This window comes from Nocardia amamiensis, from assembly GCF_015477605.1.
Lineage (GTDB): Bacteria > Actinomycetota > Actinomycetes > Mycobacteriales > Mycobacteriaceae > Nocardia > Nocardia amamiensis_A.
This window is the reverse complement of sequence record NZ_JADLQX010000004.1, coordinates 322,441-348,153: the sequence shown is the minus strand read 5'-3', so window position 1 is coordinate 348,153 and position 25,713 is coordinate 322,441. Positions and strand designations below refer to the sequence as shown.

The following is a 25,713-nucleotide window of genomic DNA, read 5'->3' as shown; positions in this document are numbered from 1 at the left end:
CCACAGATACAACCATGATCGGCGGCACTCCGCCCTCGGGATGCTCAGCCCCATACGCTACGAGCAATCCCTGACAGACGCAGCCAAGGCTGCTTGAAACCCTGTCCACCATTCGGGGTGAACCTCAATCGGGGTCGGTGTCGGCGGCGCGGCGGTACCAGGTTTCGGCTTCGGTGAGATCACCCTGCGCCTGGAGCAGGTCACCGAGTTTGACCATGGCGTACGCGTAGTCGGTGTCGGCGGCGCGGCGGTACCAGGTTTCGGCTTCGGTGAGATCACCCCGCGCCTTGAGCAGGTCACCGAGTTTGACCATGGCGTACGCGTAGTCGGGATCGGTGTCGAGGGCGCGGTGGTACCAGGTTTCGGCTTCGGTGAGATCACCCCGCGCCTGGAACAGGTCACCGAGGCTGCGCTTGGCGTATGCCTCATCGGGGTCGGTGTCGGCGGCGCGGCGGTACCAGGTTTCGGCTTCGGTGAGATCACCCTGCGCCTGGAGCAGGTCACCGAGTTTGACCATGGCGTATGCCCCATCGGGGACGGTGTCGGCGGCCCGGCGGTACCAAATTTCGGCTTCGGTGAGATCACCCTGCGCCTCGAACAGTTCACCGAGTTTGACCATGGCGTATTCGTAGTCGGTGTCGGCGGCGCGGCGGTACCAGGTTTCGGCTTCGGTGAGATCACCCCGACTCTCCAGTAGGTAGCCGAGGCTGACCATGGCGTATTTGTAATCGGCGTCGACGGCGCGGCGGTACCAGGTTTCGGCTTCGGTGAGATCACCCCGCGCCTGGAACAGGTCACCGAGCCTGTCCATGACATACGCGTAGTCGGGGTTGGTCTCGAGGGCGCGGTGGTACCAGGTTTCGGCTTCGGTGAGATCACCCCGCGCCTGGAACAGGTCACCGAGGCTGCGCTTGGCGTATGCGTCATCGGGGTCGGTGTCGACGGCGCGGCGGTACCAGGTTTCGGCTTCGGTGAGATCACCCCGCGCCTGGAACAGGTCACCGAGGCTGCGCTTGGCGTATGCCTCATCGGGGTCGGCGTCGACGGCGCGGCGGTACCAGGTTTCGGCTTCGGCGAGATCACCGCGATCGTCCAGTAGGTGGCCAAGCATGACCATGGCGAATGCGAACTCGGCGTCTGTGGCGCGGCGGTACCAGGTTTCGGCGCCGGCGAGATCACCCCGCCTCTCCAGTAGGTGGCCGAGGTTGGTCATGGCGAGCGGGTTGTTGGTGGCGGTTCGGCGCCACATCGTTTCGGCGATGTCCAGTTGTCCGCGGAGGTATGCCTGGTAGGCGACCCTTCTCAAGGTGTGGGGTTGTGCCTGGTGGGTGGTGGTGTGCCAGAAATCGGTAGGGATGGGGCGGTGTGGGTGGTTTTGCCCGTCGTCGGCGGCGATGAGGTAATCGAATGCTTTGAAGGTGCGGGAGCGATCCGGGGTGCGGTTGGACTGCAACGCTGCGACTCTTCCTACCTGTTCGGTTGGGGTGCAGGCGGTCTGGATTGCGGCTTTCACATCAGCGTCGGTGATGTCGAGGTCGGCGCGTTGTCCATCGATACGGGCCAGCGCGAGTTCGGTGAGGACAGTTTCGGGGATGGGATCGGGGTGCCCGATGCGGCTCCAGTCGATGGCGACTTCGATGACTGTGCGGAGGACGGGTTCGAGGATGCGGGCGGCGTCGTAGCGACGCAGAAGTTCCGGAGCGCCAGCCAGGACCTCGGCAAGCCCGTGTCGGCCGAGGGGAAGGGATGGGTAGGCAGCCGCCGCCTTGGCTTGCTCGGCGGGGTCTTCGCTGGTCGATGCCAGTTCGATGCGGCAGGACTGGTCGAGGACGGCCCGGGTGTCGCGAGTCAGTTCACCGCCGTTGTCGTCGTGGAGGCGGGCGAGGGCTTCGCTGCGAAGGGTCGCGGCGACCACGGTGCGGGCGGGGCGGTCGTTCAGGTGGGCGAGCAGGGCGGGGGTAAGGGGGTGCTCGGTTGTGAGGAAATCCTGCAAGTTATCCAGCCAGACCACGATCACCTCCGTGCTGGTGGTGAACCGGGGATGTTCGGGGATGTGGTGCAGTGTGTCCGGGTGGGGAACCAGTACGCGGGCGTGCGGCAGCGCGCGGCGTGCTGCTTCGAACAGGGTTCTGGTCTTGCCGGCCTTTGACGGTCCGGTGATGACCACGATCCGTTGCTCGACCAAGGCGGTGGCGACCCGCGCATCCACATTGCCAGCAGTGCGCGCGACGTACTCATCGAGTGCGCCGAAACCGTCATCGCCATCTTCGGGTTCGCTGAACCGGTTCGGTGTCGCCCCCAGTCGGTACGGGGTCAATGCCTCCACGCGGGGAAGATCTCCTGCATCGAGTTGCTCTACCAGCCCTACCCATCCCGGCATCCGAGTGTTCGCTGCAGCAGAGGTCCCGGGATTGGGGGGTTCGTCCGCAGCGGCGTCGCGGCGAGCCAGCCAGTCCTCCTGGGTGCGACGGTCCAGGTGCGCGCGTTCGGCCAGGCGACCGGTGCGGCGCAGGAAGAACTCCACCACCGTGATCAGCTGGTCGTCGTCGCGCGGCACCGTGCGTTGCACGGCAGGATTGGTGGGAAACCAGCTACGTAACGTCGATTCCGGTACCTCGGTCTCCCTGGCGATCGCCTTCACCGACAGCGGCCGCTTCGTCGACGGTGATCGCGCCACCGCCCGCGCCGCGTCCAGAGCGGTGAAAAACTCATCCCGCGCACCCCGCTCGGCCATCACCGCCGCCCGAAGCAGCGCGAGTCGCGACGGCTCGACACGACTCGCGAAAAGGTGATCAGCCGAAAACCCGCCCCTGACATGCGCATTCATGCACTCTAGCGATTTGCGGGGTTCGCCGGAACACCACCATGCGGGCTGTGCTGGAACTCGACCCAGTTCGAAACCAGTCCAGGAGAACCGCAGCCATGCATCCCACCCTGCGTAAGACCTTGCTGATCGCCATCGCTCTGTTGCTCGGCATCATCAGCGGCATCGTCAACGCCCTGCTCACGCATTTCGGGGGCGGCCACATCACCGACGCGATCCGCGACGGCGGCATCGGCTTCACCGGCACCACGGCCTTCGGGTTGGTGGTGATGGCCTACCTCGGAGCTCTCTGAACAGCGCGCGCATCGCGCATCCCGTGTACACCCGATTTCGACATCGAACGCAAAACGACAGAACGTGCCCAGGCGCTGGGAAGCATGCGCGAATGCGGACCACTCTGCAGCTGCCCGAGGACTGTAGGTGCCGGGACTATGCCGGGATAGTGCCGGGACTATGCCGGGAGGGTGCCGGGATTTTCAAGTCCCGGCATAGTCCCGGCATGCCCAGGCCAAACTGGCGTTTGACCTGGGGTGTTTTGCGCCGTCTCCTGCCCTGCCCGGCCGACACTCTCTATGGCTTCGCTGTTCATAGAGAGTGTCGGCCGGGCAGGGCAGGAGACAACACAAAACACAAAAGCAGAGAAGGACCAGAAAAGGAGGGGAGACCACAAGGAAGGGAGGACCACAAAAGAGGGGTTGGGAGGGTGGTTACGTCAGGTGCGGAAGTTACGTCTAGAGCTGCGCCACCAAGGCGGCGTGTTCGCGCGCAAGGGCGCACTCGGTGCTGTGCAGGAGTCGAGAGCGTGGGCGGCGGTCGAGGGCACACGAGTTCCGCGAGGGGCGGGTTTGTGTAGCGCGCGTCCAGCACGTCGCTGGGCGGGGAGGGACCACAAGAGGAGGGTTCGGCCGGGCATCGCACGGTATTGATGCGTTCGCATCAAACGAGAGATGTTGTCGGGCAGGGAACATGGTCGCCAGCGTCAACTTCTCCCACGGAACCACCGCACGTCATCGCCGCTCCGCATGGTTTGAACTGCGGATATGCCGCGTGCAGCATGGGTTTTCGGCCGGGGGCGGCCCCTAGCGTTGATGCGAACGAATCAACCCCCTCGACCGGGCATGGTCAACCCGCTCGGTGTGAGGAATCCGGGAGGGAGGCGTCTGCGTTGAAGAAGATCGGCAGCCCGTTGATGGATGCCCTTGAAACGGTGTGGGCGGCAATTCAGGCCCGCCACCCCGACACCCCCGATGTGGTCGTGACGATGGCCGCTGGTTCCACCGGCCGGAGCGGTGGTGTGAGGCTGGGGCGGTTCGGGCCGGACCGGTGGGAACACGGGACCGAGTTGATGCCCGAGCTGTTCGTCGGCTGTGAAGGCTTCGCCGCCAGCGCGGAGGAGGTGCTCGGCACGGTCTTGCACTACGCCGCGCACGGGATCGCCCGCACACGGGCGGTCAAGGACACCAGCCGCGCGGGTGCCTACCACAACGGCCGCTACAAGGAGATCGCCGAGGAGATCGGCCTCACGGTGGAACGCGCACCAGGACGCGGGTGGGCTACCACCACCCTTGCGAAGGCCATCAGCGACGCGTACCGGGGCGAACTCCCCACTCTGGCTGCGGCATTGGTCGCGCACCGTCTCCACGAGACGGGGCAGACCACCGGTGCTGACGCCGCCGACGAGAACGAAGACGACACCGGGAAGGACACCGGCGAGCAGCGAGCGCCACGCGGTGGGTGCGCGTTGGTCTGCCGCTGTGACCCGCCGCGGCGGGTGCGCGCGTTCAAACGCACCATCGACGCCGGTCCGATTCTCTGCGGTGTCTGCCAGGACCCGTTCCACGTCGACCTGTCCACCGCCAGCGAGGCCGGTCATGGGTAGGCAGGCGAGGTTGCGGGCCGCCATGAATAGGTGGGTACGCCGCCGCGGCATCGCACGCTCGCGCGGCAACAATAGGTACATGGGAACGTTGGTCACGCTCGCGGAATGGGCAACGCGGCACGATTTGAGCCCGCTCAGCGTGCGCAATCACTGGGCCACCCGCGAGGACTTCCCCACAGCGCACCATCGACGCCGGACCAATCCTGCGCGGTGCCCGCGAGCGGCCTGTTACCGCCACGGCGAACGAGGATTGATGCATAGGCGTCAATTCCGTTGAGGCACAAGCATCAACGCCATACTGCGGGGTTGATGCGTATGCCTCAAAACCGCGCCGACTGTCGGTGGCCGCCGTTACCGTAATTGGGTTAGGAGCGTGCGGTTGGGGTGGAACCATGAGCGATGCATACGGCGGTGTGGAATGCACTGCGGTGGAGATGAACGCCGCGTTGGGCCGCTACAACGAGTTCATTGACATCCGGATTCCGGAGAAGTTCGATACCTGGCACGGCACGCCAGGGCTTCGGTGCCTGGTCTGCCGATACCCGGTGATCGTCTACCGCTCGCGAGCCCACAATCCGTTCGTCCGTCACAACAAGGGCCAAGCCGCCACCCGCAGCGCGGCGGCTGCGAAGACCGCGCGGGAGACGTTCCTGCACCAGCGGCTGAAGTACTGGGTCCGCGACGAACTCCGCAACCTCGATGTCGCCGACGCCGAGGTCGAGACCCCGCTGGGGAATCGACGCCCCGACGTATTCGGACACTTCCAGGGCCGCGGCTTCGCCGTCGAAGTGCAATGGTCACCCCTCGATGTAGCCGGCGCACGCGCCCGGACCGAGGATATGCGCTCCGCCGGCGCCGATCACATCCTGTGGCTGGCGCGCGGATGCAACTGGGTCGAACAGCTGCCCGCGCTGGGCGTCAAGGACTTCGATCCCCACGACAGCGACTACCGCGCCCACACAGGCTGGCTGGAGATGCGCCCGAACATCGGTCTGCGCGTGCAGGAAACCTCCATGCGCGCCGTCCTGCGTCGATGGGTGAACGGCGAACTGGCCTGGGCATACCGCGACCACACCAAAGCAGGATGGGCCACCGTGACCGACTGGGAACAGCACACCAAACGCCAAGCCGACATCATCAACGGCCTCGGCCGCCGACTGGCCACAGCGCAGGAAGCACACACCGAGTCCCAACGCACGATCACCGAACAGGCCCGCCAACTCCGGGAGGCCCGAGACCAGATCGACTCCGCCACCAGCACGATCGACGATCAGAAACAAGCACTTGCCGTTGCGCGATCCCAGCACACCGCACTCACCGCGGACCTCAATACGGCCAACGCCGAGATCACCCAAGCCAAGCAGCAGCACGACACACAGCGGCAGCAGCGCCAAGATGCCGACGAACGGGCCTCAAACCTCGAACGACGGCTCAAGGTCACCACACAGTCGCTGGCGACGAGAACACTCTTGCTCAAGGTGCTTCTCGCCGTCTGCGTCGTCCTCGCCTTGGTCGCCTGGCTGACCTGACCCTTCTTGATGCCTAGGCATCGACGGCGAGCATGACTCCTCATGCCCGCGGACCTCTAGGGAGGAACCCAATGCAGCGCAACATCTACCGCGATACATGCATCGAATGCAGCCGCGAAGTATCCGAGAAGGCGGGGTTCATCTTCAACCCCGGCTACTCCAACACGGTCGTCTGCCTGGAGTGCCTCTACGACTTCTACGGCGAAAGCCGCGGATTCTTCGCACCCATGCCAGGCAACGAAAGCCGGTTTGCCGAGTGGCCGAAGACATCGCCTCGACGATACTGACGAAGGCATGGCCATGCTCAACCATCGTGCGGCGGCTTAGCGTAACGCTGATAACCGTTCCGAATGATGGCGCTAGCCGGACGTGTGGCTCTTGAGCGTCTGTCGACCGCGGTCGGAGTCGGCGTGCGCGACTTGATGTTCGATCGACCATGCGCATGGATGATTTGCTCGTCGACCACACGAGATATCCTGTGCCAGGGCAAACCTCATCCGAAGATCGGCCAGATTGGTGATGTTTGCCACACTTGGTGGCGAGGAGTGCATACCCAGCGCAGGGAGACCGCATTGGAGTTAGGCCCAGAGGATGAGTGGCAGAGACACACCCATCCACGCTGGCAAGAGACGCTCGTCTACGCGCGGGCGCGCGGTTGGCGGTTGCAGGTGCATTCGGGTCACGCATTCGGCACCCTCAGGTGCGAACAGGGCAAGTGTGAGATAAAGATCTTCTCTACGGGCAAGGGGGCTGAGAGCGTCGCACTGACTGCACGTAAGGTGGTCGATCGCTGTGTGCACGGATCTTCAACCCCTGATCTGCTGGCGGCGGTCGACGACCGGCTTGCAAAAGCCGAGAACTTGATCATCGTCGCGGAGGCGATGTGCGCCAGAGACAAGGCTGCGGCAGCTGTAGCAGTGCTAGAAGACGTGGATGCCTTGATGACCGGCGGTGCGGTCTGGGATGAGTTTAGTCGTCTGGTCGATGAGATCGAGATGCGAACTGCGGTGATCGATGACGCGCTAGCGCAGGCTGGTCTCGGTGCGCCGGCGACACCGACGGCAGTGATTGACTCGGCTGCTCAGCATGTCGGCGTTGCGCGAAGAGAACTGGCTAAGGGGCCGACACTTGCTCGCGAGGTCAAGGAGCGCACCAAGAAGTGCTCGGAACTAGCCGAGCGGATTCGTGATGTGCGAAAGGCCCTAAACGGGTAGGGGTGTCCATCTGGACGTGTAATGATTGAGTGGAGTTGGCGATTGTCAACCAGATGGATCGACTGCAGGGAGGAGTGACACTGCATGTCCGTATCTGTGCGTTTGCAGGTCGAGGGCGTTGACCTGACGCAGGAGGCCACACTTGAAGCGATCGCGGCCTCCGATCTGGCTTTGGCGCTCTGGGCGACGGTTGACGGTGTCCAGACTGCGACGGTGTACCCAGAGTCCGACGACATTACGAGCGAGGTACTCCGGTTCGCGAGGCTGCTGACGTGCCGCATCCGGCAGGCCCGGGTAGTACGTGTTCATCGCGACCTTGTGTCTGCTAGCGACATCGCACATCGAACAGGTTTCTCGCGCGAGACGGTCCGTAAATGGGCGAGCGGCTCGACCGAACGTTCCTTTCCGGCACCCTTTGGGGCGGTAGGTGAGGATTCGCGGACATCGAAGATCTGGCTATGGCCCGAAGTGGCGCGTTGGCTGGCGGCGAACTACAAGTTTCCTGTCGACGTCGACTGGCCAGATGAGTCGACAGTCGCACATATCGAGGCATGCCTCCAGAAAGTGCCGGACTACGCGACTCAGGAGTGGCATGCCATCCAAGTCTCCTGGACAGGGATCACGGCACTGCGAAACCTAGAGCTCCATACCCGTGCGTCTCGGATGCCTCTGCCGCAGGTCCATGAGTTCGTCAAGAAGCTGCAAGGAGCTATGAGTGAGCAAGACGAGGTCGTCGGTGCCTGACTCCGTGGACGTTCCACGCAAGCCGCTGGTGGCCCGTACCGAGATACGCGATGTACTTGCAGTTCGGCTCGCGGCCGAAGTCCACGCCGTCGAGCTGCCAGATGAAGCCAACGTCTCGCTCAGCATCAGTGAGCCGCAGTACACGTTCCGCCGGGGCGAGCTGCTCATCCGTGTGACTCACAATGTCGACTTCGCCCGGCCTGCTGCTGCCGAGGACCAATCGCCAGGGGAAGACGTCAAGTTCGCGGAGATCCACGTCACGCACGTTGCAGTGTTGGAGGTCGATGGTGATGACCCAGATCCTTCCGAGGTCGACCGTCTCTTTGTAGAAAATACGATCTTCATGATCCATCCGTATGCCCGCGCAGCCATACAAAGGCTGACAGCCGAGGTCGGGCTGCCGCCTCTCACCTTGCCGTATATGCGCAGGCCGGGTTTGCGTGTGGAAGCCACGACGCAGACGTCGGCGCGGGAGACCGAAAGGCTCTGACGCACACTGAAGCCCGTCAAGATCGCTACAGCTAGTCCTCCGGCAGGAATCGAAGCAGTGAAGTAGGGACTAGAGATCGCCGAGATTGAGAGTTCGGGCCTCGACTGCTGCGCGGGCCGCGGCCGTGGACTTGGTGTATCGGTCGATCATGTCGCGCTTGCTCCATCCGGCGACGGCCATCAGGCCGCCTTCCGAGCCGCCAGCCTCTAGCCACCGTGACGCGCCCGTGTGCCGGAGAAGATGGGGGTGAAAGCTTGGGAGGTCGGCCAGGCGCGCCCGGTAGCTCAGCGTGTCGTGTAGGGCATCGTAAGTGAAGCCCTTGCCGCGCTCGCCCAGCCATAGTTGCGGCCGGTCCTGGAGGAGGTGTCCGCGCCGGGCACGAAGGTATCTGTCGATGGCTCGGCCGGTCTGTGGGCCGAACGGGACGTACCGGCCCTTGCCGCCCTTGCCACGACGAACGGTGGCGAGTCCGCGTTGCACGTCCATGTCGGCGAGTTCGAGGCTGACGCACTCGCCAGCGCGCATCGCTGTCTCGCTCATGAGTCGGATGATGGCTTCGTCGCGCCGGTCGCGGAAGTCCTTCCCCTGGCATGCCTTGATGAGTCGCTTCAGTTGCTCGTCGGTCAGCGAGGGGACGACTTTGGAATCCAGCTTCGGAGCTTTGAGGCCGAGTAATGGATCGGCATCGATTTCGCCTTCCTCCACCAGCCAGGCGGAGAACCGGCGGAGCGCGAGTTGTCTGGAGCGAGCGGTCGACGCCTCGCGGCCGGCCTCAAGGATCGCCGCGACGAAGGCGTTGACGAGCCCACGGGTGAGAGCCGGGGGAGTCTGGGTCTCCTCGCACCAGCGGAGAAACGCCCGGACGCCGTCGCCGTAGGACTTCACGGTTTCCCGCGACTTGCGCTCGGCGCGCAACGCCAGCTCCCACGACGGCAGCAGGAACTCGATATCGAGGTCACGGTTGGCTCCCATCCCAATATCTTGACTAGGAGCGTTGTGCTTGTCGAGTATTTCTGGATTGAGCCGCAAAACCGCAGCTCAGCGGCTCAATCCAGAAGTGTGCTCAGTCCAGGTAGTCGCGGAGCACCTGGGACCGGCTGGGGTGGCGCAGCTTGCTCATCGTCTTCGACTCGATCTGGCGGATGCGCTCGCGGGTGACCCCGTAGACCTGGCCGATCTCGTCGAGAGTGCGCGGCTGGCCGTCGGTGAGGCCGAAGCGCAGCCGGACGACGCCCGCCTCACGCTCCGACAGGGTCTCCAGCACGGATTGCAGCTGGTCCTGCAGCAGCGTGAAGCTCACCGCGTCCACCGCGACGACCGCCTCGGAGTCCTCGATGAAGTCGCCGAGCTGGCTGTCGCCCTCGTCGCCGATGGTCTGGTCCAGCGAGATGGGCTCACGCGCGTACTGCTGGATCTCCAGCACCTTCTCCGGCGTGATGTCCATTTCCTTGGCCAGCTCCTCCGGCGTCGGCTCGCGGCCGAGGTCCTGGAGCAGCTCGCGCTGGATGCGGCCGAGCTTGTTGATGACCTCGACCATGTGCACCGGGATGCGGATGGTGCGGGCCTGGTCGGCCATGGCGCGCGTGATGGCCTGCCGGATCCACCAGGTGGCGTACGTGGAGAACTTGTAGCCCTTGGTGTAGTCGAACTTCTCCACCGCGCGGATCAGACCCAGGTTGCCCTCCTGGATCAGGTCCAGGAACGCCATACCCCGGCCGGTGTAACGCTTGGCCAGCGACACGACCAGGCGCAGGTTGGCCTCGAGCAGGTGGTTCTTGGCCCGGTTGCCGTCGCGGACGATCCAGTTGTAGTCGCGCCGCATCGCGACCGGCAGCTTCTCGCCTTGTTCGGCGAACTCGCGCACCTTCTCCGCCGCGTAGAGACCGGCCTCGATCCGCTTGGCGAGCTCGACCTCCTCCTCGGCGTTGAGCAGCGCGACCTTGCCGATCTGCTTGAGGTAGGCGCGGACCGAGTCGGCCGAGGCGGTGAGCTCGGCGTCCTTGCGGGCTTGCCGCAGCGCCTCGGATTCCTCCTCGTCCCAGACGAAATCGCCGGAGGCCTTCTCCGCCGCGGTCGGCTCCCCGGCCTCCTCGCCTTCGGCTTCCTCGGTGTCGGATTCGGTGTCGTCGGCGACGTCGACCAGATCGTCACCGTCGGCGAGGTCTTCGTCGGAGACCTCCAGATCGCCGAGATCGTCGAGGTCGAGCGACTCGTCCTCGACGGCTTCCTCGGCGGCGGGCTCACCGTCCGGTCCCGCCTTCTTGGTGGTGGCCTTCTTCGCCGGAGCCTTGGTCGCCTTCGCGGCCTTCTTGGCAGGCGCCTTCTTGGCGGCGGCCTTCTTCGCCGGAGCCTTCTTCGCGGCAGCCTTACGGACCGGCCGTGCTGCGGTTACATCTGCGGAGTCGGCATCGGCCGATTCGGCGGTCTGACGGGTATTCGTGGCTACCACGTACGCCCTTTCGTGACGGTCTCGTGCGGCGTCACGCCAGAGTAGTGTTCCGGCGGAGCGATCTGTCGGGTTTCACCGGCGGAGGGCCGGTCGGGGTTTCTCCGGCTCAGCCGGGCACGTTCCATTGTAACGATCTAACCAGGGTACCTATGGCACGATGCCAGGAACCGCATCCCCGCCGCGCCCGCGCGCCTCAGGGTGTGATGCCACCGTCGATCGCCATCGCGGCGCCGACGATGCCCGCCGTATTCCGCAGGTCGGCGGGAATGACCGGGGTTCGGTTGGTCAGCAAGGGGATCCACTGATCGGCATCCCGGCTGATGCCGCCGCCCGCGACGATGACGACCGGAAAGAAGAGGTTTTCCAGCGTGGTCAGCACGACGCTGACTTCGGCGGCCCACTGCTCGTAGGTCAGGCCGTCGCGCTCCTTCACCGAGGCCGCCGCGCGGTGCTCGCTCTCCCTGCCGCCGACCTCCACGTGACCGAGCTCGGTGTTGGGCACCAGCGTGCCGTGGTAGAGCAGCGCGGAGCCGATCCCGGTGCCGAAGGTCAGCAGCAGGACCAGCCCGGCGAAATCCTTGGCCGCGCCGTAGCGGTCCTCGGCCATGCCCGCGGCGTCCGCGTCGTTGAGCACGGTGACCGGACGTCCGCCGAGCGCGGCGGAGAACAGCTCCCGCGCGTCGGTGCCGATCCAGGACTTGTCGATGTTTGCCGCGGTGCGCGCCACGCCGCCGATCACTACCGCGGGCAGGGTGAGACCGACCGGTCCATCCCACTCCGCCTTGGCGACCAGCTCGGCCACCGCCTCGGCCACCGCCTGGGGCGTCGCGGGATGCGGCGTCGCGATCTTGATCCGCTCATGGACCAATTCGCCGGTGGCCAGATCCACCGCAGCGCCTTTGACGCCGCTACCGCCGATATCGATACCGAATGCGTGCCCCCGAGCGGACATGACTAACCCCTCGTTCCCTGTGCTGGCCGATGTGGTGACAGCGTCGCCTCACCCGGACCCAGCACGCCATGACAGGGCGATGCGATGGGATGCCCGACGACGGCGCTGTGTCGTGCACGACAAGAGTAATGCGACACCGGGGCTGGGCGTTCGACGAGGATCTGTGATGCGATGGAAGGCGTGCCGGAAACCTCATTGTCAGTGTCCGACTACACCCCCGATTCCTTCGTCTCGATCGTCGCGCGCGGCGACGAGGCCGATCTGCGCCGTGTCGCGGTCGATCTCGCCGAAACCGCCGCCGCCCATGTCCGTGCCCGCCGTCCGGAGGTGTTCGGGCCCGCGGGCGCGCACGCCGAAGGCGCCGTGCAGGCCAAGAGCCACGCGACCGACCCGGTGACCATCGTGGACACCGAAACCGAAGAGCTGATCCGAAAGCTGCTCGCCGAACAGCGCCCGGGTGACCCGATCCTCGGTGAGGAGGGCGGCGGCAGTCTCGACGACGCGAGCGCCGACACCGTCCACTGGGTCGTGGATCCGATCGACGGGACGGTCAACTTTCTCTACGGCATCCCCGGCTACGCCGTCTCGGTGGCCGCGCTGCGCGGTGGGCGACCGGTCGCGGGCGCCGTGGTCGACGTCGCGCGTGCGGCCACCTACAGTGCCGGGCTCGGGCTCGGGGCGCTGCGCGTCGGCGCCGACGGCGTGGTGGAGCATTTGCGTTGCACGTCCGTCGAGTCGGTCTCGATGTCGTTGGTGGCCACCGGATTCGCCTACGGCAGCCGACGGAGGACCCGGCAGGCCGAGCTGGTCGCTCAGGTGCTGCCGCACGTGCGCGACATCCGCCGCTTCGGCGCGGCGGCGCTGGATCTGTGCCACGTCGCCGCGGGCCGGGTGGACGCGTACTACGAGCACGGCCTCAACGCCTGGGACTGGGGGGCGGGCGCGCTGATCGCCGAAGAGGCGGGCGCGCTGCTGACCCTTCCGCCCGCCACGTCCCCGGGTACCAACGGCGACCTGGTGGTGGCCGCCGCGCCCGGCATCGCCGACGAACTCGGGGCGCTGCTGGCTCGGGTCGGCGCTACCGAGCCGATTCCCGATCGCTGATCAGCAGCGCGCCTGCCGCGCGGCCTCGAGCAGCTCGATATCGATCGCCGTCGAGTTGCCCGGCGCCGGATTCTTCAGCGAACGCAGCACCTCCTCGGCGTCGTTGCTCGGCCGGATATCCCGGAACAGCGACCCGAGCACCAGATCGACGGTGTCGTCGCCGCGCTGATCCTCGATCAGCTCGGCGCACGGCGCGACCAACTGCACAGCGGCGGCGGCCGGACGCCCGCTCACACCGAAGCGAATCTGGCCCGTGCACTCCAGATCGCCGTTGACGTATACCGAATCGTTGCCGTATTGCGTCCCCGGCGCGCTCGCGAAGCCGAGATCGCCGAGCTTGGCGGCCACGTGGGCGGCTTGGCCGCGCTGGTTGTTGGCGTTCAGCACGCGGACCTTGCTGGCCGCCAGCGGGGCGGGCTCCACGTCCTGCAGCCGCCCCGCGCCGACCCGCTGGCCGAGCGGAGTCGGTTGCGGCGCATTGGGATCGGTGGCGGGACTCGGCGAGTTGCAGGCCATCGCGGCGTGGTCGACGTCCTGCGTCGTGAGTGCCTTGATCCAGACGATCCCGCAGATCAACGCGAGAACGCCGAGCATGATGAGCCAGGGCTGGGGGCGGCGCCGAAGGAACGGCCGACCGTGCGAATCCGTCGCGGCGCCTTCGGTGATCAGTGAAACCACCAACACACTCTACGAAAATGTGTCCCGGGCGCCGTGCAAGGTCTCGGTGCGTTCCACCGACGGTGTCGATTGGCCCTCAGTTTCGACTCGGCTGTGTTTTGATTGCGACTTTTGCTCTGGGGTCCGCTATTGTCTGGCGGCCCAGATCGAATCGGCGGTGCTGAAACCGGTGGTCGGTCGCGGGAACAAGAAGGGCATGTCCTGCGTTTACCCAGCGCTATCGAGAGTGGATCGGTGTGATCCGCCCTGATAGGCGACCGGTGTGCGTGTGACGTGCACCACCGGCGGGGCGGTATCGGTTGCGCCGATTCCGGCAGGAATCAGGTGTGAGCGGACCGGTCCGGGATACACGGAGTTAGGACGAGGGGAAGACGACATGGCAACCGACTATGACGCACCGAGGCGCACCGAATCCGACGATGTGTCGGAGGATTCGCTGGAGGAGCTGAAGGCTCGTCGTAACGAGGCACAGTCCGCCGTCGTGGATATCGACGAATCCGATACCGCGGAGTCGTTCGAGCTTCCCGGCGCCGACCTGTCCGAGGAAGTGCTGACGGTTCGGGTGATCCCGAAACAGGCCGACGAGTTCACCTGTTCCAGCTGTTTCCTGGTCCATCACCGGAGCAGGCTGGCCAGTGAGAAGGGCGGCCAGATGATCTGCATGGATTGCGCCGCCTGATCTCGACGAGATCGAACAATGTGTCAGCCCGCGCTCGGAAGACCGAGCGCGGCAAGGACCCGTTCGGGCCGTCGCGTACTGACCAGCCAGTACGGCGTCGGATCGTCCGGGTCGTCGAGCACGAGTAAGACCATCGGCCCGATCCAGGGGCGATGCTGGACATAGGCGGCAGGGTCGAGCTGGCGGCCCAGCGCCGCACTCTTCGCGGTGGGGGCGACGGTGGCCGCGCGGGCCACGAAATTCACCGGTAGATGCGCGCGGTCGGCGCGCAGCTCCGGCGTGCCGGTCGCGTCGGGCGCCACTTCCACGCGGTGGCGGCTCAGCCACAGCAGGACCCAGACCGGGACCGGGAACAGCACTACGTAAGGCAGCCAGGCACGCAATCCCGGCGCGCCCATATGGATCTCCGCGGCGAGCAATCCCGTGATGGCGAACGCTACCGGCCACCACCACAGCGGCACCCACAGGCGCTCGCGGTAGCCCAGCGCGGGCTGCTTCTTCTCGTCCATGGTCACGGGATTGGGCTGGTCCGACACGAGTCAACACTAAGTCACGAGGGCAAACAGCCTACGCGTAGGCTCGTCCACCGTGAGCGCACTTTCACCCATACCCTTGCTGCGGCTGGACCCCGGCATCCCCGTGCCCACGCGTGCCCATGCGGGCGACGCGGGCGTGGATCTGTGCACCACGCAGGACGTCATCCTGGAGCCGGGGGAGCGGGTGCTGGTCGGCACCGGTGTCGCCGTCGCGCTGCCGGCCGGCACGGTCGGCCTGATCCATCCGCGCTCGGGTCTGGCGGCCAAGACGGGCCTGTCGGTGGTGAACACCCCTGGCACGGTGGATGCGGGGTATCGGGGCGAGATCAAGGTGTGCCTGATCAATCACGACCCGCGCACGCCGATCGAATTGCGGCGCGGCGACCGGATCGCGCAATTGCTGGTGCAGCGCGTGGAGCTGGTGGATTTCGTGGAGGTCGACTCGCTCGACGAGACGACCCGTGGGGCGGGCGGCTACGGCTCCAGCGGCGGTCACGCGAGCCTGACCGCGCACACGAACGGGGCGGGCCGGGCGACCGGCAAGGAGGCATGACGGGAATGTTCGGAAAGCGAAAGAAGTCGTCGGACCAGTACGCCGACGACCGGTACGACGACGCAGGCGAGTACGCCGACGCGGACTTCGAGTCCGACTACGACGACGATTACTACGACGACGCCCCCACGGACGAGCGCTCGTACGAAGGCGTGGACTTCGATGCCCCCACGCTCGGGGGCCAGCCCGGCCCGTACGACTACGACGAGGTCGCCGAACTCCTGGAGGACGTGTCCGAGCAGCGGCTCGACCTCGGGTCGGTGCTGCTGCCCGTCCCGCCCGGCGGCCAGCTGCAGGTCGAGATGACTCCGGAAGGCCAGCCACAGGCGGTGCACTTGGCCACCGAGCACGGCCGGATCACCGTGGCGGCGTATGCCGCGCCCAAGACGTCGGGCCAATGGCGCCTGGTCGCCGCGGATCTGGCCGATTCGCTCCGCAAGGACGGCGCCAGGGTCTCGGTGGAGAACGGGCCGTGGGGCCGGGAGCTGCTGGCGCTCACCGAGGGCGCCGATCTGCGCTTCATCGGCGTGGACGGCTACCGCTGGATGGTGCGTCTGGTCGCCGCGGGCCCTTCCGGCGCTGCGAACGACGGCAGCCCGCTGGTCAAGGCGGCGCGGGCCATCCTCAGCGACACGGTGGTGCGGCGCGGCGAGGATCCGCTGCCGGTGCGTGACCCGCTGCCGGTGGTGCTGCCGCAGCAGTTGGCCGAGCAACTGGCCGCGGCCCATCAGCAGCAGGTGCAAGCCCAGCAGCAGGCGATGGCCGCGCAAACCGCGGCGCAGACCGGGGCGCAGCCGGTGCTGCCGCGCATGCCGGAGGGGCCTCGCCGCGGCGCGGACGGGTCGGCTATGCAGCAGCTCGGCCTGAACTGAGCGGGCCGGCCCGGCCGGGAACTCAGCCGAAGGCGCCGATTCCGGTATGCCCGAGGATCGCGGGATCCGCGCCCAGTTCGTCCAAGGTGATCCGGTGCAGTTGTGCGTGCGGGGCCAGCGCGGCCCACTCCTCGGCCACCGCCACCGGATGTACCGGGTCGTCGACCGCGGTGACCACGGCGATCGGCAGCTCGAAGGTGGCCAGCCGCTCGGCATCCGGCCATTTGTAGTCGGCGGCCTCTTCCAGCGCGGCCGGTAGGTGCGGCCATTGCGCACGCCAGGATTGGGTCAGCGCTTCCGCCAGCCACTGCGGGCTGCTCGCCCGCATACGGTCGAGTACCACCGCCAGGCCGTCGGCGCGCAGCTGCGCGGCGGTCGCCGCGGCGCTGAGCGCGGCCGGACACGTCGCGGTGTCGGGGCCGGTCCAGGCGGGCAGCGCCGCGACGACCCCGACCACATGATCCGGGTGGTCGGCCGCCCACTCCAGCGCGATCGCCGCACCCAGCGAGATCCCCGCGGCGAGGACCGGCCCCGACCGCGCCGCCGCCGCCAATCCGGCCCGGCAGCTCGCGACCACCCCGCGCGGATCCGGTTCCACCGCGACGAAGTCGAGACCGCGCGCCGCGCTGGCGGGGCCGAAGGCGCGCCGGGCGAAATCGGCGTCGGATCCGGTGCCGGGCAGCGCCACCACGCGAGCCGGAAGTGGGGAGTCGAACACCGGTCCGAGCGTAGCGGGGGGCGCCCAGCCCATCTACAGTGGCGGTGTACGGCCTCAGCAGGCCGTGCGGTTGGAACCATCCACGATGGTGTGCGACCCACGCCATCTGCTCTATGCAGGAGAGCGTGCACAATGTCATCCGCAGCCTCAGGTTATTTTCGACGTCTGGGCCGCAGGCTGACCGAAGATATCGATCAGCTGGATGCCGAAGAGCTGGCCGAGACTTCCGAGGCGTCGGGAGCGCACCGAGCGTCGGAGTGTCGGCGCGGTGACGAGGCCACCATGCTCGGTAGGCTCCGAAGCGTCGAAGCATGTCCCAAGTCCGCCGGCGCGAGTGTGCAGGCGGAGTTCTTCGACGGCACCGACGCCATCACCTTGGTCTGGATCGGGCGCAGGCGCATTCCCGGCATCGAGCCGGGGCGGCGCATCCTGGTCCGTGGCCGGGTGGGCGACCGGGACGGCCGCAAAGTGATCTACAACCCCTACTACGAATTGCGCGGGAACAGCTGACGTATGCCATCGAGCGACGACAACGCAGGCTCAGGCGATCGCACCGGGCTCGGCCTCGGCCGTGACGAGGAACGTGCCGAGCAGACCCTCCTGGAACAACTGGGCGGCTTCAGCGGCCTGATCTACTCGACACTGCCGGTTGTCGTGTTCGTCCCCGTGAACAGTGTCGCCGGGCTGACCGCCGCGATCTGGGCGGCGCTCGGCGTGGCCGCCGCGATCCTGGTCTGGCGCTTGGTGCGCCGCAGTCCCGTCCAGCCCGCCATCTCCGGGTTCCTCGGCGTCGGCGTCTGTGCTTTCATCGCCTACCGGATGGGGGAGGCCAAGGGGTTCTTCCTCTTCGGCATCTACACCAGCCTGGTGTACGCCGGGGTGTTCCTGGGCTCGATCCTGATCCGGAGGCCGCTGGTCGGCGTGATCTGGGGTGTCCTGAACGGTCACGGCTCCGACTGGCGGTCTGATCCCCGGCTCGTGCGCCTCTACGACCTGGCCACCGCCACCTGGGTCCTCGTCTTCGGCGCCCGCTACCTGGTGCAGTCGCAGCTCTACGACACCGACCGGACCGGCTGGCTCGCGGTCGCCCGCATCGCGATGGGCTGGCCGCTGACGGCCGTCGCGCTGGGCGTCACCATCTGGGCGGTGCGCCGCGCGGGCCATCTGCCCACCAAGACGGCGGCCGCCGCCGGATCCGCCTGAGCGTTAACTTTCTGCCGCCGACCGGCGAATCCCGAAGGGGTGGGGGAACTACCACCGCCGAGGTGGGCGGTAACCCACCCTGGGGTGCCTGGTTGCCGTCCCGAGTTCGTCAGACGATCTATGCGTATCGCAAATACGCACTGGATCGGCAAGGAAGGACTCGGACGTGGCTACCGAGCACAACATCGCGGCGCTGCCCAAGAACCACAACCCCGCTCTCTCGGAGAGCCGCCGGGTATCGGCCGAGCTGGACAAGCTGATCGGTCCGGCGGCTGCGGGGGACCGCCAAGCGGTCGCCGAGATCATCCGGGTCGTGCACCCGCTGGTGCGGCGCTACTGCGGTGCGCGCCTGGGCAATACCGCCCATCTGCAGGTCACCGCCGACGACGTGGTGCAGGAGATCCTCATCGCCACCGTCAACGCCATCCCGCGCTACCGCGACCAGGGCAAGTCGTTCCTGGCGTTCGTCTACGGCATCGCGGCCAACAAGGTCGCCGACGCGTTCCGCCGCTCCCAGCAGCACCCCGCCTACCCGGTGGCCGACGTCCCGGATTCCGCGTCCTCCGCCGCCGGACCCGAGGAGTGGGCGCTGGCCTCCGAACGCCGCAGCGCCACAAGGGAACTGATGAAAGTGCTGGCGCCGGCGCACCGCGAGGTGCTGGTGATGCGCATCGTGCTCGGTTGGTCGGCGGCGCAGACCGCAGAGGCCATCGGTACCAGCCCGGGCGTGGTCCGGGTTATGCAGCACCGCGCGCTGAACAAGCTGCGCGCGGAGCTGAAGCTGGCCGCGTAATCCCCGGCGGTGCTCCGCCGAGGACGCATCGGCCGTATCGGAGGGTTATGGCCTGATGCCGTGGTTGGCGAGCTCGAGCCGGAGGTCTTCCTCGGCTTCCACCGAAGTCACGAACAGCAGTTCGTCGTCGCCCTCGAACGGGTCGTCCGGCTGCGGCACGATCACTCGTCCGCCGCGCAGGATCGTCACGAGGGCGGCGTCGCGCGGCAGGGTGAGCGCGCGCACCGGCTTGCCCGCCAGCGCGGTGTCCGCGGGCAGCGTCATCTCCACCAGGTTCGCCTGGCCCTGGCGCAGCGTCATCAGGCGCACCAGATCCCCGACCGACACCGCTTCCTCGACCAGCGAGGCCAGCAGCCGGGGCGTTGACACCGCGACGTCCACACCCCACGAGGCGTCGAAGAGCCATTCGTTGCGCGGATCGTTCACCCGGGCAACCACCCGGCGCACCCCGAACTCGGTCTTGGCCAGCAGGCTGTGCACCACGTTCGTCTTGTCGTCGCCCGTGGCCGCGATGACCACCTCGTAGGTCTCCAGCCCGGCCTGCTCGAGCAGCGCCAGCTCGCACGCGTCGGCGTGCACCCAGACCGCGTCCGGGATCGCCTCGGAGTCGATGTGCTCGAGCTGACGCTCCAACAGCATCACCCGGTGCCCGGCGCGCAGGAGCTCCCTGGCGATCGATCGGCCGACGGCGCCTGCTCCGGCGATGGCCACTTTCATGTTCAGTCCTCGCTCGCTGGGGGCTTCGCGGCCAGGGCGACGGCCTCGCCCACCGTGCCGGATGTCGCGGCCACGTAGACGATGTCGTCGGCCTGGACGATGGTCTTGCTGTCGGGCAGCAATCCCTGGCCGAAACGGATGATGAACGCGACCCTCGCCGCGATGGTCTGCTGCAGGTCGCGGACCGTGCGGCCGTACCACTCTTCGTGCAGCGTCAGTTGAGTCACAGCAACCGTGCCGGTGGGATCACGCCACGTGGTGGTGCTGGAGTCGCCGATGAGCGCGCGCAGGAAGCGGTCGGTGGTCCACGGCACCGTGGCGATGGTCGGGATGCCGAGGCGCTCGTAGACGGCCGCGCGTTTGGCGTCGTAGATCCGGGCGACGACGCGCTGCACGCCGAACATCTCCCTGGCGACCCGCGCGGAGATGATGTTGGAGTTGTCGCCTGAGGAGACGGCCGCGAACGCGTCCGCCCGTTCGATTCCGGCGCTGATCAGCACATCTCGATCGAATCCGACGCCGGTCACCCGATTGCCGGGGAAGTCGGAGCCGAGGCGCAGAAACGCACTGGAGTCCCGGTCGATCACGGTGACCTCGTGACCTATGCGGACCAAGGCATGGGCGAGCGAGGAGCCGACGCGCCCGCACCCCATGATCACTACGTACACCGTGCAACCTCGTTCCTGGAACCATGGTGTTCGGTCTGCTCTGCCGTTCGGTCGAACGCTACCCGTCGAATGATTCCACCGGCCACGTTCCCCCTCCAGCCGCCGAGCAAACCTGCGAGCCACGCGCGCGATCCACCGTGCGGGGGCCTATGCTCGCTCCAGTGTCCAAGTTGACGACGGCAGCGAAGCGAGTGCTGCTGGGCAGGCCTTTCCGCAGTGACTCGCTCGGTCACACCTTGCTGCCGAAGCGAATCGCGCTCCCGGTATTCGCCTCCGACGCCATGTCGTCGGTCGCCTACGCCCCCGAAGAAATCTTCCTCGTTCTGTCGGCCGCAGGCATCTCGGCGTACCTGTACGCACCGTGGGTCGGCCTCGCGGTCGCCTTCGTGATGGCGGTGGTGGTGGCCAGCTACCGGCAGAACGTGCACGCCTACCCGTCGGGGGGCGGCGACTACGAGGTCGCCACGACCAACCTCGGACCCACCGCGGGTTTGACCGTCGGCAGCGCGCTGCTGGTCGACTACGTGCTCACCGTGGCGGTGTCGATTTCCTCGGCCGCGTCCAACATCGGTTCGGCCATACCGTTCGTCGCCACCCACAAGGTGCTGTTCGCGGTCGTGGCCATCGCCGCGCTCACCGCGATGAACCTGCGCGGGGTGCGGGAATCGGGCACCACCTTCGCGATTCCGACCTACGCGTTCATCGCGGGCATGTTCGTCATGCTCGGCTGGGGCCTGTTCCGGATCTTCGTGCTCGGCGAGGACCTGCGCGCCGAATCGGCCGGTTTCGAGTTGGCCGAGCACGAGCATCTCTACGGCCTGGCGTTCGTCTTCCTCATCGCGCGCGCGTTCTCCTCCGGCTGCGCCGCGCTGACCGGTGTGGAGGCGATCAGCAACGGTGTCCCCGCGTTCCGCAAACCCAAGTCACGCAATGCCGCCACCACGCTGCTGATGCTGGGGGTCATCGCGATCGTGCTGTTCCTCGGCATGATCATCCTGGCCCAGAAGATCGGAATCGTCTACGCGCACAATGTCTCCGATCTGATCGGCGCACCGGACGACTACCAGCAGAAGACGCTCATCGCCCAGCTCGCCGATACCGTGTTCCAGGGTTTCCCGCTCGGATTCTTCTTCATCACCACGGTGACCGCGCTGATCCTCGTGCTCGCCGCGAACACCGCGTTCAACGGGTTCCCGGTGCTCGGCTCGATCCTGGCGCAGGATCGCTACCTGCCCCGGCAGCTGCACACCAGAGGCGACCGGCTGGCGTTCAGCAACGGCATCCTGTTCCTCTCCGGCGCGGCCATCGCGTTCGTGGTGCTGTTCGGCGCCGAGGTGACCAAGCTGATCCAGCTCTACATCGTCGGTGTATTCGTTTCGTTCGTGCTCAGCCAGACCGGCATGCTGCGCCACTGGACGCGTCTGCTGCGCACCGAGACCGACCCGGGGCAGCGCGCGCGGATGAAGCGGTCGCGCGTGATCAACGCGGTCGGTCTCAGCGCGACCGGCGCGGTGCTGGTGATCGTGCTGATCACGAAGTTCTTCGCCGGCGCCTACATCGCCATCTTCACCATGGTCGCGATCTTCGTGGTCATGAAGATGATTCGCAGGCACTACGACTCGGTCGCGCGTGAGCTGGACGAGCACGAGTGGGACGGCGTGCTGCCCAGCCGCTCGCACTCCATCGTGCTGGTCTCCCGGCTGCACCTGCCCACCCGCCGGGCACTGGCCTATGCCCGCGCCACCCGCCCCGACACATTGGAGGCGGTGACGGTGAACGTGGACGAGGCCGATACCAGGGCGCTGGTGCGGGAGTGGGAGAACAGCGACATCACGGTGCCGCTGAAGGTGATCGAATCGCCGTACCGGGAGATCACCAAGCCGGTGCTCGACTACGTCAAGCGGATACGCAAGGACGCCCCGCGCGACGTGGTGACGGTGTTCATCCCCGAGTACGTGGTCGGCCACTGGTGGGAGCAGGTGCTGCACAACCAGAGCGCGCTGCGGCTGAAGGGCAGGTTGCTGTTCGAGCCGGGTGTGATGGTGACCAGTGTGCCGTGGCAGCTGAGTTCGTCCGCGCGGGCGCGGGTACCCGGGGTGGTGAACGCCCCTGGCGCGGTGCGGCGCGGGTACGAGGATCGGACATGACGTCCATGGAGCATTCCGGATGAGTGATTGGCGGACAAGCACGTTCGAGGTGCGGCTCGGGCCGCCGGGGCACGGCGGCTTCTGTGTCGCACGGCACGAGGGGCGTGTGATGTTCGTCCGGCACGGGCTGCCCGGTGAACTGGTGCGGGCCCGGGTCACCGAGGACCGGGGCGGCTCGTACTGCCGGGCCGACGCCGTCGAGGTGCTCGAGGCGTCACCGGACCGGGTGGCCCCAACCTGCCCGGTATCCGGTCCGGGTGGCGCCGGATGTTGTGATTTCTCCTTCGCCACGCCGTCGGCCCAGCGCGCGCTGAAAGCCACGGTGGTGGCCGAACAACTGCGCCGGGTGGCCGGGATCGAGCGCGAGGTGCTGGTGGAGCCGATCGAGTCCGGCGAGACAATCGGCGGGTGGCGCACCCGGGTGCGGCTCGCGGTGGACGAACGGGGCCGTGCCGGCGTGCACCGATATCGCAGCACCGACGTGATCGCGGATCTGCGATGCCCGCAACCCGTCGCGGGGGCGCTGGAGGGTATCGCGGATAGGCATTGGACGCCGGGAGCCGATCTGGTGATCGCGGTGGACGGCGACGGCATCCGGCACATCGTCGAGCTGGCGCCCGCGGCGGAGCCGGGAGTCGGCAGCCGCGGCGACCGGCGTGGCCCAGGCGGCAGCGACCGGCGGGACGGCTCCAGGCGGCGTGACCGGCCGCACGGCCGCGATCGCCGCGGTGACCGGCGCGGCTCCGATCGGCGAGGCGGCGAGGCAGCGGGGCTCACCCGGCGCGACGAACGGCGCGACGCCTCCGCGCGGCGGGCTGCCGTGCACGCGGCACGTGAGGAATGGGTGTTCGCGGGCAGTGGCCGCGCGGTCGAGTACGTGGCGGGCCGTCGGTGGGAGATCGCGGCGACCGGTTTCTGGCAGGCGCACCGGGGCGCGGCGCAACGATATTCGGATCTGGTCGCGGAGTGGTCGGGACTCGGCCCCGGCGGGCGGGCCTGGGATCTCTACAGCGGTGCGGGTGTTTTCGCCGCGCGCCTAGCCGAGCAGGTCGGCCGGACCGGCGTGGTGCTCGGGGTGGAATCCGCGCGATCCGCGGTCGCGGACGGTGCCGCGGCGCTGCGCGATCTGCCCTGGGTGGAGTTGCGCACCCAGCGGGTGGAGCGCTGGGTGGTGGAGCATGTCGGCGCGGCAGCGCCGGACATGGTGGTGCTCGATCCGCCGCGCGCTGGTGCGGGCAAGGAGGTGGTCGGCCCGGTCACGGCCAGCGGACCGGCGCGGATCGTCCACGTCGGATGCGACCCGGCGGCGTTCGCCCGCGACCTCGGGTTGTACCAGGCGGCGGGCTACCGGCTCGCCGATCTGCGCGCGTTCGACGCGTTCCCGGCGACGCACCACGTCGAATGCCTTGCGCTGCTTGAGCATTGAGGGACGGTCCACAGCAGGGCTACTCGACGCGGCCGGATGCAATTAGAGTCACAGGCATGACCGTGTATGTAATTGCGCAACTGAAGTTCACCGATCGCGCCGCCTACGATCGCTACCAGGCACGATTCCTCGACGTCTTCGTCCGCTACTCCGGCACCGTGCTGGCCGCCGACGAATCCCCGCAGGTCGTCGAGGGCGCCACCGACCGCGAGAAGGTGGTCCTGATGTCGTTCCCCGACGAGCCGTCCTTCCGCGCCTGGGCCGAATCTCCGGAGTATCAGGAGATCTCGAAGGATCGTCACGCCGGAGCCGACACGGTGAGCCTGCTGGTACACGGCCTCGGTCACTCGTGACCAGCCGGACATCGCTGGCGCGATGAGCTGCTGATCCATCACGTGCAACCGTGTTGCCCCGCGGGCGCGGAGGACCGGCAGCGGGACTTCTACACCGGCGTGCTCGGATGGTCCGAACTCCCGAAGCCGCCGCTGTTGGCCGCCCGGGGCGGTTGCTGGTTCCGCGTCCCCGGCCGAGGTGGCCCGGACGGCGAACTACACGTCGGGGTCGAAGCCGACTTCCGTCCCGCCGTCAAAGCGCATCCTGCGTTCGTCGTGGACATCGACGCTGTCGCCGCGGCGGTTTCAGCCGCGGGATATCAGGTGGCATGGGCCGATCCGGCGGAGATTCCGGGGCGGCGGCGGTTTCACACCTATGACGCGGTCGGTAATCGGCTCGAATTCCTGGCGGATTGATCACGCCGGGCGAGTCGTGCGCAGACGGCTCGCCCGGCTCGGCTCGTCGCGCGAGCGCCGCGCCTGCGGCCTCTACGTCGATCGGTGTGGCGTCAGTCGAGTTGCCAGGTGATGCGAATGACCGCGGAGATCTCGCTCTCGCCCAGTTCGACCGGGACCGCGGCGGCGCGGTAGATCTCCATCGGGGCGGAGACGCTCTGCACGCGCGGGGCCGGCGGTGCGGAGGCGGCGTTCTCGGTGATCTCGAGGACGTTGCCGAGGGTGCGCTGCGCGCGCCTGGCGTACTGCTCGGCCTTGGCGAGCGCGTTCTCCCACGCGGCGTCGCGCGCCTGGGTGAGCAGGGACTCCTGGTCGGCGAAGGTGAGGGTCAGGCCGCCGAGGCGGACGTCGTCGCCGCCCGCCTCGACGCAGTCGGCGATGATCGTGGCGGGTCCGGGATCGGCGTTGTCCCCGATATCGCGCAACGCCACGGTCAACGACGTGCCGGCGAGGTATCCGGTGACCCGGTTGCCCTGGCCCTCGATCCATACCGTCTCGGTCTGCACCGACAGACCGCTGGTGGCGATGTCGGCGCCGTCGACGCCATCGGACCGCAGCGCCCGCGTGACCGCGGCCACGCGCTCACCGGCCTGGCGGTAGGCGAGCGCGACTTTGCTCGCCCGCGATTCCACGGAGATGGTCACCCGCATCAGGTCCGGGGTGGCGCGGGCGGTCCCGTGCCCGAAGGTCGTGACGGTGCCTGCTTCCGAATCGGACTTCTCGCTCACAAAATTCTCCTCGATGATCGGT

Annotated in this window: 28 protein-coding genes; 18 read left to right on the top strand and 10 right to left on the bottom strand. The window is 67.3% G+C overall.

Features of this window, described 5'->3' with window-relative positions:
• Positions 1-124: 124 nt before the first annotated feature.
• A complete protein-coding gene (locus IU459_RS08185; RefSeq protein ID WP_195128848.1) occupies positions 125-2,734 on the bottom strand; it encodes a tetratricopeptide repeat protein in 2,610 nt (869 codons plus the stop codon).
• Between the two features lie 188 nt (positions 2,735-2,922).
• Between IU459_RS08185 and IU459_RS08180 the strand changes: the two genes are divergently transcribed.
• The 7 genes from IU459_RS08180 (at position 2,923) to IU459_RS08150 (ending at position 8,680) form a co-directional block, all read left to right on the top strand.
• On the top strand, positions 2,923-3,117 hold the full coding sequence (locus tag IU459_RS08180; RefSeq protein ID WP_195128847.1) for a hypothetical protein: 195 nt from the start codon (positions 2,923-2,925) through the stop codon (positions 3,115-3,117).
• 872 nt (positions 3,118-3,989) lie between these two features.
• Entirely contained in the window at positions 3,990-4,703 is a 714-nt protein-coding gene (locus IU459_RS08175; protein ID WP_195128846.1) for a hypothetical protein, read from the top strand.
• Positions 4,704-5,095: 392 nt separating this feature from the next.
• Complete coding sequence (locus IU459_RS08170; protein WP_195128845.1) at positions 5,096-6,232, top strand: competence protein CoiA family protein; 1,137 nt, start codon at positions 5,096-5,098, stop codon at positions 6,230-6,232.
• A 71-nt stretch (positions 6,233-6,303) separates the two neighbouring features.
• The gene (locus tag IU459_RS08165) at positions 6,304-6,519 is read left to right on the top strand and encodes a hypothetical protein (RefSeq protein ID WP_195128844.1); all 216 of its coding nucleotides are present in this window, start codon (positions 6,304-6,306) and stop codon (positions 6,517-6,519) included.
• Between the two features lie 123 nt (positions 6,520-6,642).
• Positions 6,643-7,446 (top strand): hypothetical protein, encoded by an 804-nt coding sequence (locus tag IU459_RS08160; RefSeq protein ID WP_195128843.1) that lies wholly within the window; start codon positions 6,643-6,645, stop codon positions 7,444-7,446.
• Between the two features lie 84 nt (positions 7,447-7,530).
• The gene (locus IU459_RS08155) at positions 7,531-8,190 is read left to right on the top strand and encodes a helix-turn-helix transcriptional regulator (protein ID WP_195128842.1); all 660 of its coding nucleotides are present in this window, start codon (positions 7,531-7,533) and stop codon (positions 8,188-8,190) included.
• Entirely contained in the window at positions 8,162-8,680 is a 519-nt protein-coding gene (locus IU459_RS08150) for a hypothetical protein (RefSeq protein WP_195128841.1), read from the top strand. The genes IU459_RS08155 and IU459_RS08150 overlap by 29 nt, the downstream gene beginning before the upstream one ends.
• Before the next feature lie 69 nt (positions 8,681-8,749).
• Here IU459_RS08150 and IU459_RS08145 read toward each other — a convergent pair whose 3' ends face one another.
• From IU459_RS08145 to ppgK, 3 genes are all read right to left on the bottom strand, one after another.
• Positions 8,750-9,709: a tyrosine-type recombinase/integrase gene (locus IU459_RS08145; RefSeq protein WP_228837537.1), complete on the bottom strand. Its 960-nt coding sequence runs from the start codon at positions 9,707-9,709 to the stop codon at positions 8,750-8,752.
• Positions 9,710-9,743: 34 nt separating this feature from the next.
• Positions 9,744-11,129 (bottom strand): RNA polymerase sigma factor, encoded by a 1,386-nt coding sequence (locus IU459_RS08140; RefSeq protein ID WP_195128840.1) that lies wholly within the window; start codon positions 11,127-11,129, stop codon positions 9,744-9,746.
• A gap of 193 nt (positions 11,130-11,322) precedes the next feature.
• Positions 11,323-12,081, bottom strand: a complete 759-nt coding sequence (gene ppgK, locus IU459_RS08135; RefSeq protein ID WP_195128839.1) for a polyphosphate--glucose phosphotransferase — start codon at positions 12,079-12,081, stop codon at positions 11,323-11,325.
• 201 nt (positions 12,082-12,282) lie between these two features.
• On the opposite strand from ppgK, the gene IU459_RS08130 reads away from it, so the two are divergent.
• Positions 12,283-13,185 carry an inositol monophosphatase family protein gene (locus IU459_RS08130; RefSeq protein WP_324198791.1) on the top strand — a complete coding sequence of 301 codons (903 nt, stop codon included), beginning with the start codon at positions 12,283-12,285 and terminating at the stop codon, positions 13,183-13,185.
• On the opposite strand, the gene cei is transcribed toward IU459_RS08130, so the two are convergent.
• Entirely contained in the window at positions 13,186-13,863 is a 678-nt protein-coding gene (cei, locus tag IU459_RS08125; RefSeq protein WP_195128837.1) for an envelope integrity protein Cei, read from the bottom strand. It lies immediately after the preceding gene.
• Positions 13,864-14,239: 376 nt separating this feature from the next.
• Between cei and IU459_RS08120 the strand changes: the two genes are divergently transcribed.
• On the top strand, positions 14,240-14,542 hold the full coding sequence (locus IU459_RS08120; protein ID WP_039799153.1) for a DUF4193 domain-containing protein: 303 nt from the start codon (positions 14,240-14,242) through the stop codon (positions 14,540-14,542).
• Positions 14,543-14,565: 23 nt separating this feature from the next.
• Here IU459_RS08120 and IU459_RS08115 read toward each other — a convergent pair whose 3' ends face one another.
• Positions 14,566-15,051 carry a DUF3093 domain-containing protein gene (locus tag IU459_RS08115; protein WP_195128886.1) on the bottom strand — a complete coding sequence of 162 codons (486 nt, stop codon included), beginning with the start codon at positions 15,049-15,051 and terminating at the stop codon, positions 14,566-14,568.
• Between the two features lie 79 nt (positions 15,052-15,130).
• On the opposite strand from IU459_RS08115, the gene dut reads away from it, so the two are divergent.
• Complete coding sequence (gene dut / locus IU459_RS08110) at positions 15,131-15,631, top strand: dUTP diphosphatase (RefSeq protein WP_195128836.1); 501 nt, start codon at positions 15,131-15,133, stop codon at positions 15,629-15,631.
• A 5-nt stretch (positions 15,632-15,636) separates the two neighbouring features.
• On the top strand, positions 15,637-16,503 hold the full coding sequence (locus tag IU459_RS08105) for a DUF3710 domain-containing protein (RefSeq protein ID WP_195128835.1): 867 nt from the start codon (positions 15,637-15,639) through the stop codon (positions 16,501-16,503).
• A gap of 22 nt (positions 16,504-16,525) precedes the next feature.
• On the opposite strand, the gene IU459_RS08100 is transcribed toward IU459_RS08105, so the two are convergent.
• Positions 16,526-17,254: an alpha/beta fold hydrolase gene (locus tag IU459_RS08100; RefSeq protein ID WP_195128834.1), complete on the bottom strand. Its 729-nt coding sequence runs from the start codon at positions 17,252-17,254 to the stop codon at positions 16,526-16,528.
• Positions 17,255-17,353: 99 nt separating this feature from the next.
• Between IU459_RS08100 and IU459_RS08095 the strand changes: the two genes are divergently transcribed.
• The 3 genes from IU459_RS08095 (at position 17,354) to IU459_RS08085 (ending at position 19,217) form a co-directional block, all read left to right on the top strand.
• Positions 17,354-17,731: an OB-fold nucleic acid binding domain-containing protein gene (locus IU459_RS08095; protein ID WP_195128833.1), complete on the top strand. Its 378-nt coding sequence runs from the start codon at positions 17,354-17,356 to the stop codon at positions 17,729-17,731.
• A gap of 3 nt (positions 17,732-17,734) precedes the next feature.
• Complete coding sequence (locus IU459_RS08090; RefSeq protein WP_195128832.1) at positions 17,735-18,424, top strand: DUF3159 domain-containing protein; 690 nt, start codon at positions 17,735-17,737, stop codon at positions 18,422-18,424.
• A 166-nt stretch (positions 18,425-18,590) separates the two neighbouring features.
• Positions 18,591-19,217: a sigma-70 family RNA polymerase sigma factor gene (locus IU459_RS08085; RefSeq protein ID WP_195128831.1), complete on the top strand. Its 627-nt coding sequence runs from the start codon at positions 18,591-18,593 to the stop codon at positions 19,215-19,217.
• Positions 19,218-19,262: 45 nt separating this feature from the next.
• On the opposite strand, the gene IU459_RS08080 is transcribed toward IU459_RS08085, so the two are convergent.
• Positions 19,263-19,934 carry a potassium channel family protein gene (locus tag IU459_RS08080; protein ID WP_195128830.1) on the bottom strand — a complete coding sequence of 224 codons (672 nt, stop codon included), beginning with the start codon at positions 19,932-19,934 and terminating at the stop codon, positions 19,263-19,265.
• Between the two features lie 2 nt (positions 19,935-19,936).
• Positions 19,937-20,602, bottom strand: a complete 666-nt coding sequence (locus IU459_RS08075) for a potassium channel family protein (protein ID WP_195128829.1) — start codon at positions 20,600-20,602, stop codon at positions 19,937-19,939.
• Between the two features lie 161 nt (positions 20,603-20,763).
• Between IU459_RS08075 and IU459_RS08070 the strand changes: the two genes are divergently transcribed.
• The 4 genes from IU459_RS08070 to IU459_RS08055 are packed head-to-tail and all read left to right on the top strand — an operon-like array spanning position 20,764 to position 24,924.
• A complete protein-coding gene (locus IU459_RS08070) occupies positions 20,764-22,749 on the top strand; it encodes an APC family permease (protein WP_195128828.1) in 1,986 nt (661 codons plus the stop codon).
• A 19-nt stretch (positions 22,750-22,768) separates the two neighbouring features.
• Entirely contained in the window at positions 22,769-24,175 is a 1,407-nt protein-coding gene (locus IU459_RS08065; protein WP_195128827.1) for a class I SAM-dependent RNA methyltransferase, read from the top strand.
• A gap of 56 nt (positions 24,176-24,231) precedes the next feature.
• Positions 24,232-24,528 carry a DUF1330 domain-containing protein gene (locus IU459_RS08060; protein WP_195128826.1) on the top strand — a complete coding sequence of 99 codons (297 nt, stop codon included), beginning with the start codon at positions 24,232-24,234 and terminating at the stop codon, positions 24,526-24,528.
• 42 nt (positions 24,529-24,570) lie between these two features.
• Complete coding sequence (locus IU459_RS08055) at positions 24,571-24,924, top strand: glyoxalase (RefSeq protein WP_324198790.1); 354 nt, start codon at positions 24,571-24,573, stop codon at positions 24,922-24,924.
• A gap of 92 nt (positions 24,925-25,016) precedes the next feature.
• Here the strand turns inward: IU459_RS08055 and IU459_RS08050 are convergent, their stop codons facing one another.
• Positions 25,017-25,691, bottom strand: a complete 675-nt coding sequence (locus IU459_RS08050; protein ID WP_195128825.1) for an SIMPL domain-containing protein — start codon at positions 25,689-25,691, stop codon at positions 25,017-25,019.
• Positions 25,692-25,713 lie beyond the last annotated feature (22 nt).

What these genes read in the sequence shown, in the direction of transcription:
- IU459_RS08065 (WP_195128827.1), top strand. Translation starts at nt 22,769, where the DNA reads ATGAGTGATTGGCGGACAAGCACGTTCGAGGTGCGGCTCGGGCCGCCG.
- IU459_RS08165 (WP_195128844.1), top strand. Translation starts at nt 6,304, where the DNA reads ATGCAGCGCAACATCTACCGCGATACATGCATCGAATGCAGCCGCGAA.
- IU459_RS08090 (WP_195128832.1), top strand. Translation starts at nt 17,735, where the DNA reads ATGCCATCGAGCGACGACAACGCAGGCTCAGGCGATCGCACCGGGCTC.
- IU459_RS08155 (WP_195128842.1), top strand. Translation starts at nt 7,531, where the DNA reads ATGTCCGTATCTGTGCGTTTGCAGGTCGAGGGCGTTGACCTGACGCAG.
- IU459_RS08060 (WP_195128826.1), top strand. Translation starts at nt 24,232, where the DNA reads ATGACCGTGTATGTAATTGCGCAACTGAAGTTCACCGATCGCGCCGCC.
- IU459_RS08185 (WP_195128848.1), bottom strand. Translation starts at nt 2,734, where the DNA reads ATGGCCGAGCGGGGTGCGCGGGATGAGTTTTTCACCGCTCTGGACGCG.
- ppgK (WP_195128839.1), bottom strand. Translation starts at nt 12,081, where the DNA reads ATGTCCGCTCGGGGGCACGCATTCGGTATCGATATCGGCGGTAGCGGC.
- IU459_RS08180 (WP_195128847.1), top strand. Translation starts at nt 2,923, where the DNA reads ATGCATCCCACCCTGCGTAAGACCTTGCTGATCGCCATCGCTCTGTTG.
- IU459_RS08080 (WP_195128830.1), bottom strand. Translation starts at nt 19,934, where the DNA reads ATGAAAGTGGCCATCGCCGGAGCAGGCGCCGTCGGCCGATCGATCGCC.
- IU459_RS08170 (WP_195128845.1), top strand. Translation starts at nt 5,096, where the DNA reads ATGAGCGATGCATACGGCGGTGTGGAATGCACTGCGGTGGAGATGAAC.
- IU459_RS08095 (WP_195128833.1), top strand. Translation starts at nt 17,354, where the DNA reads ATGTCATCCGCAGCCTCAGGTTATTTTCGACGTCTGGGCCGCAGGCTG.
- IU459_RS08120 (WP_039799153.1), top strand. Translation starts at nt 14,240, where the DNA reads ATGGCAACCGACTATGACGCACCGAGGCGCACCGAATCCGACGATGTG.
- IU459_RS08115 (WP_195128886.1), bottom strand. Translation starts at nt 15,051, where the DNA reads ATGGACGAGAAGAAGCAGCCCGCGCTGGGCTACCGCGAGCGCCTGTGG.
- IU459_RS08100 (WP_195128834.1), bottom strand. Translation starts at nt 17,254, where the DNA reads ATGGGCTGGGCGCCCCCCGCTACGCTCGGACCGGTGTTCGACTCCCCA.
- IU459_RS08105 (WP_195128835.1), top strand. Translation starts at nt 15,637, where the DNA reads ATGTTCGGAAAGCGAAAGAAGTCGTCGGACCAGTACGCCGACGACCGG.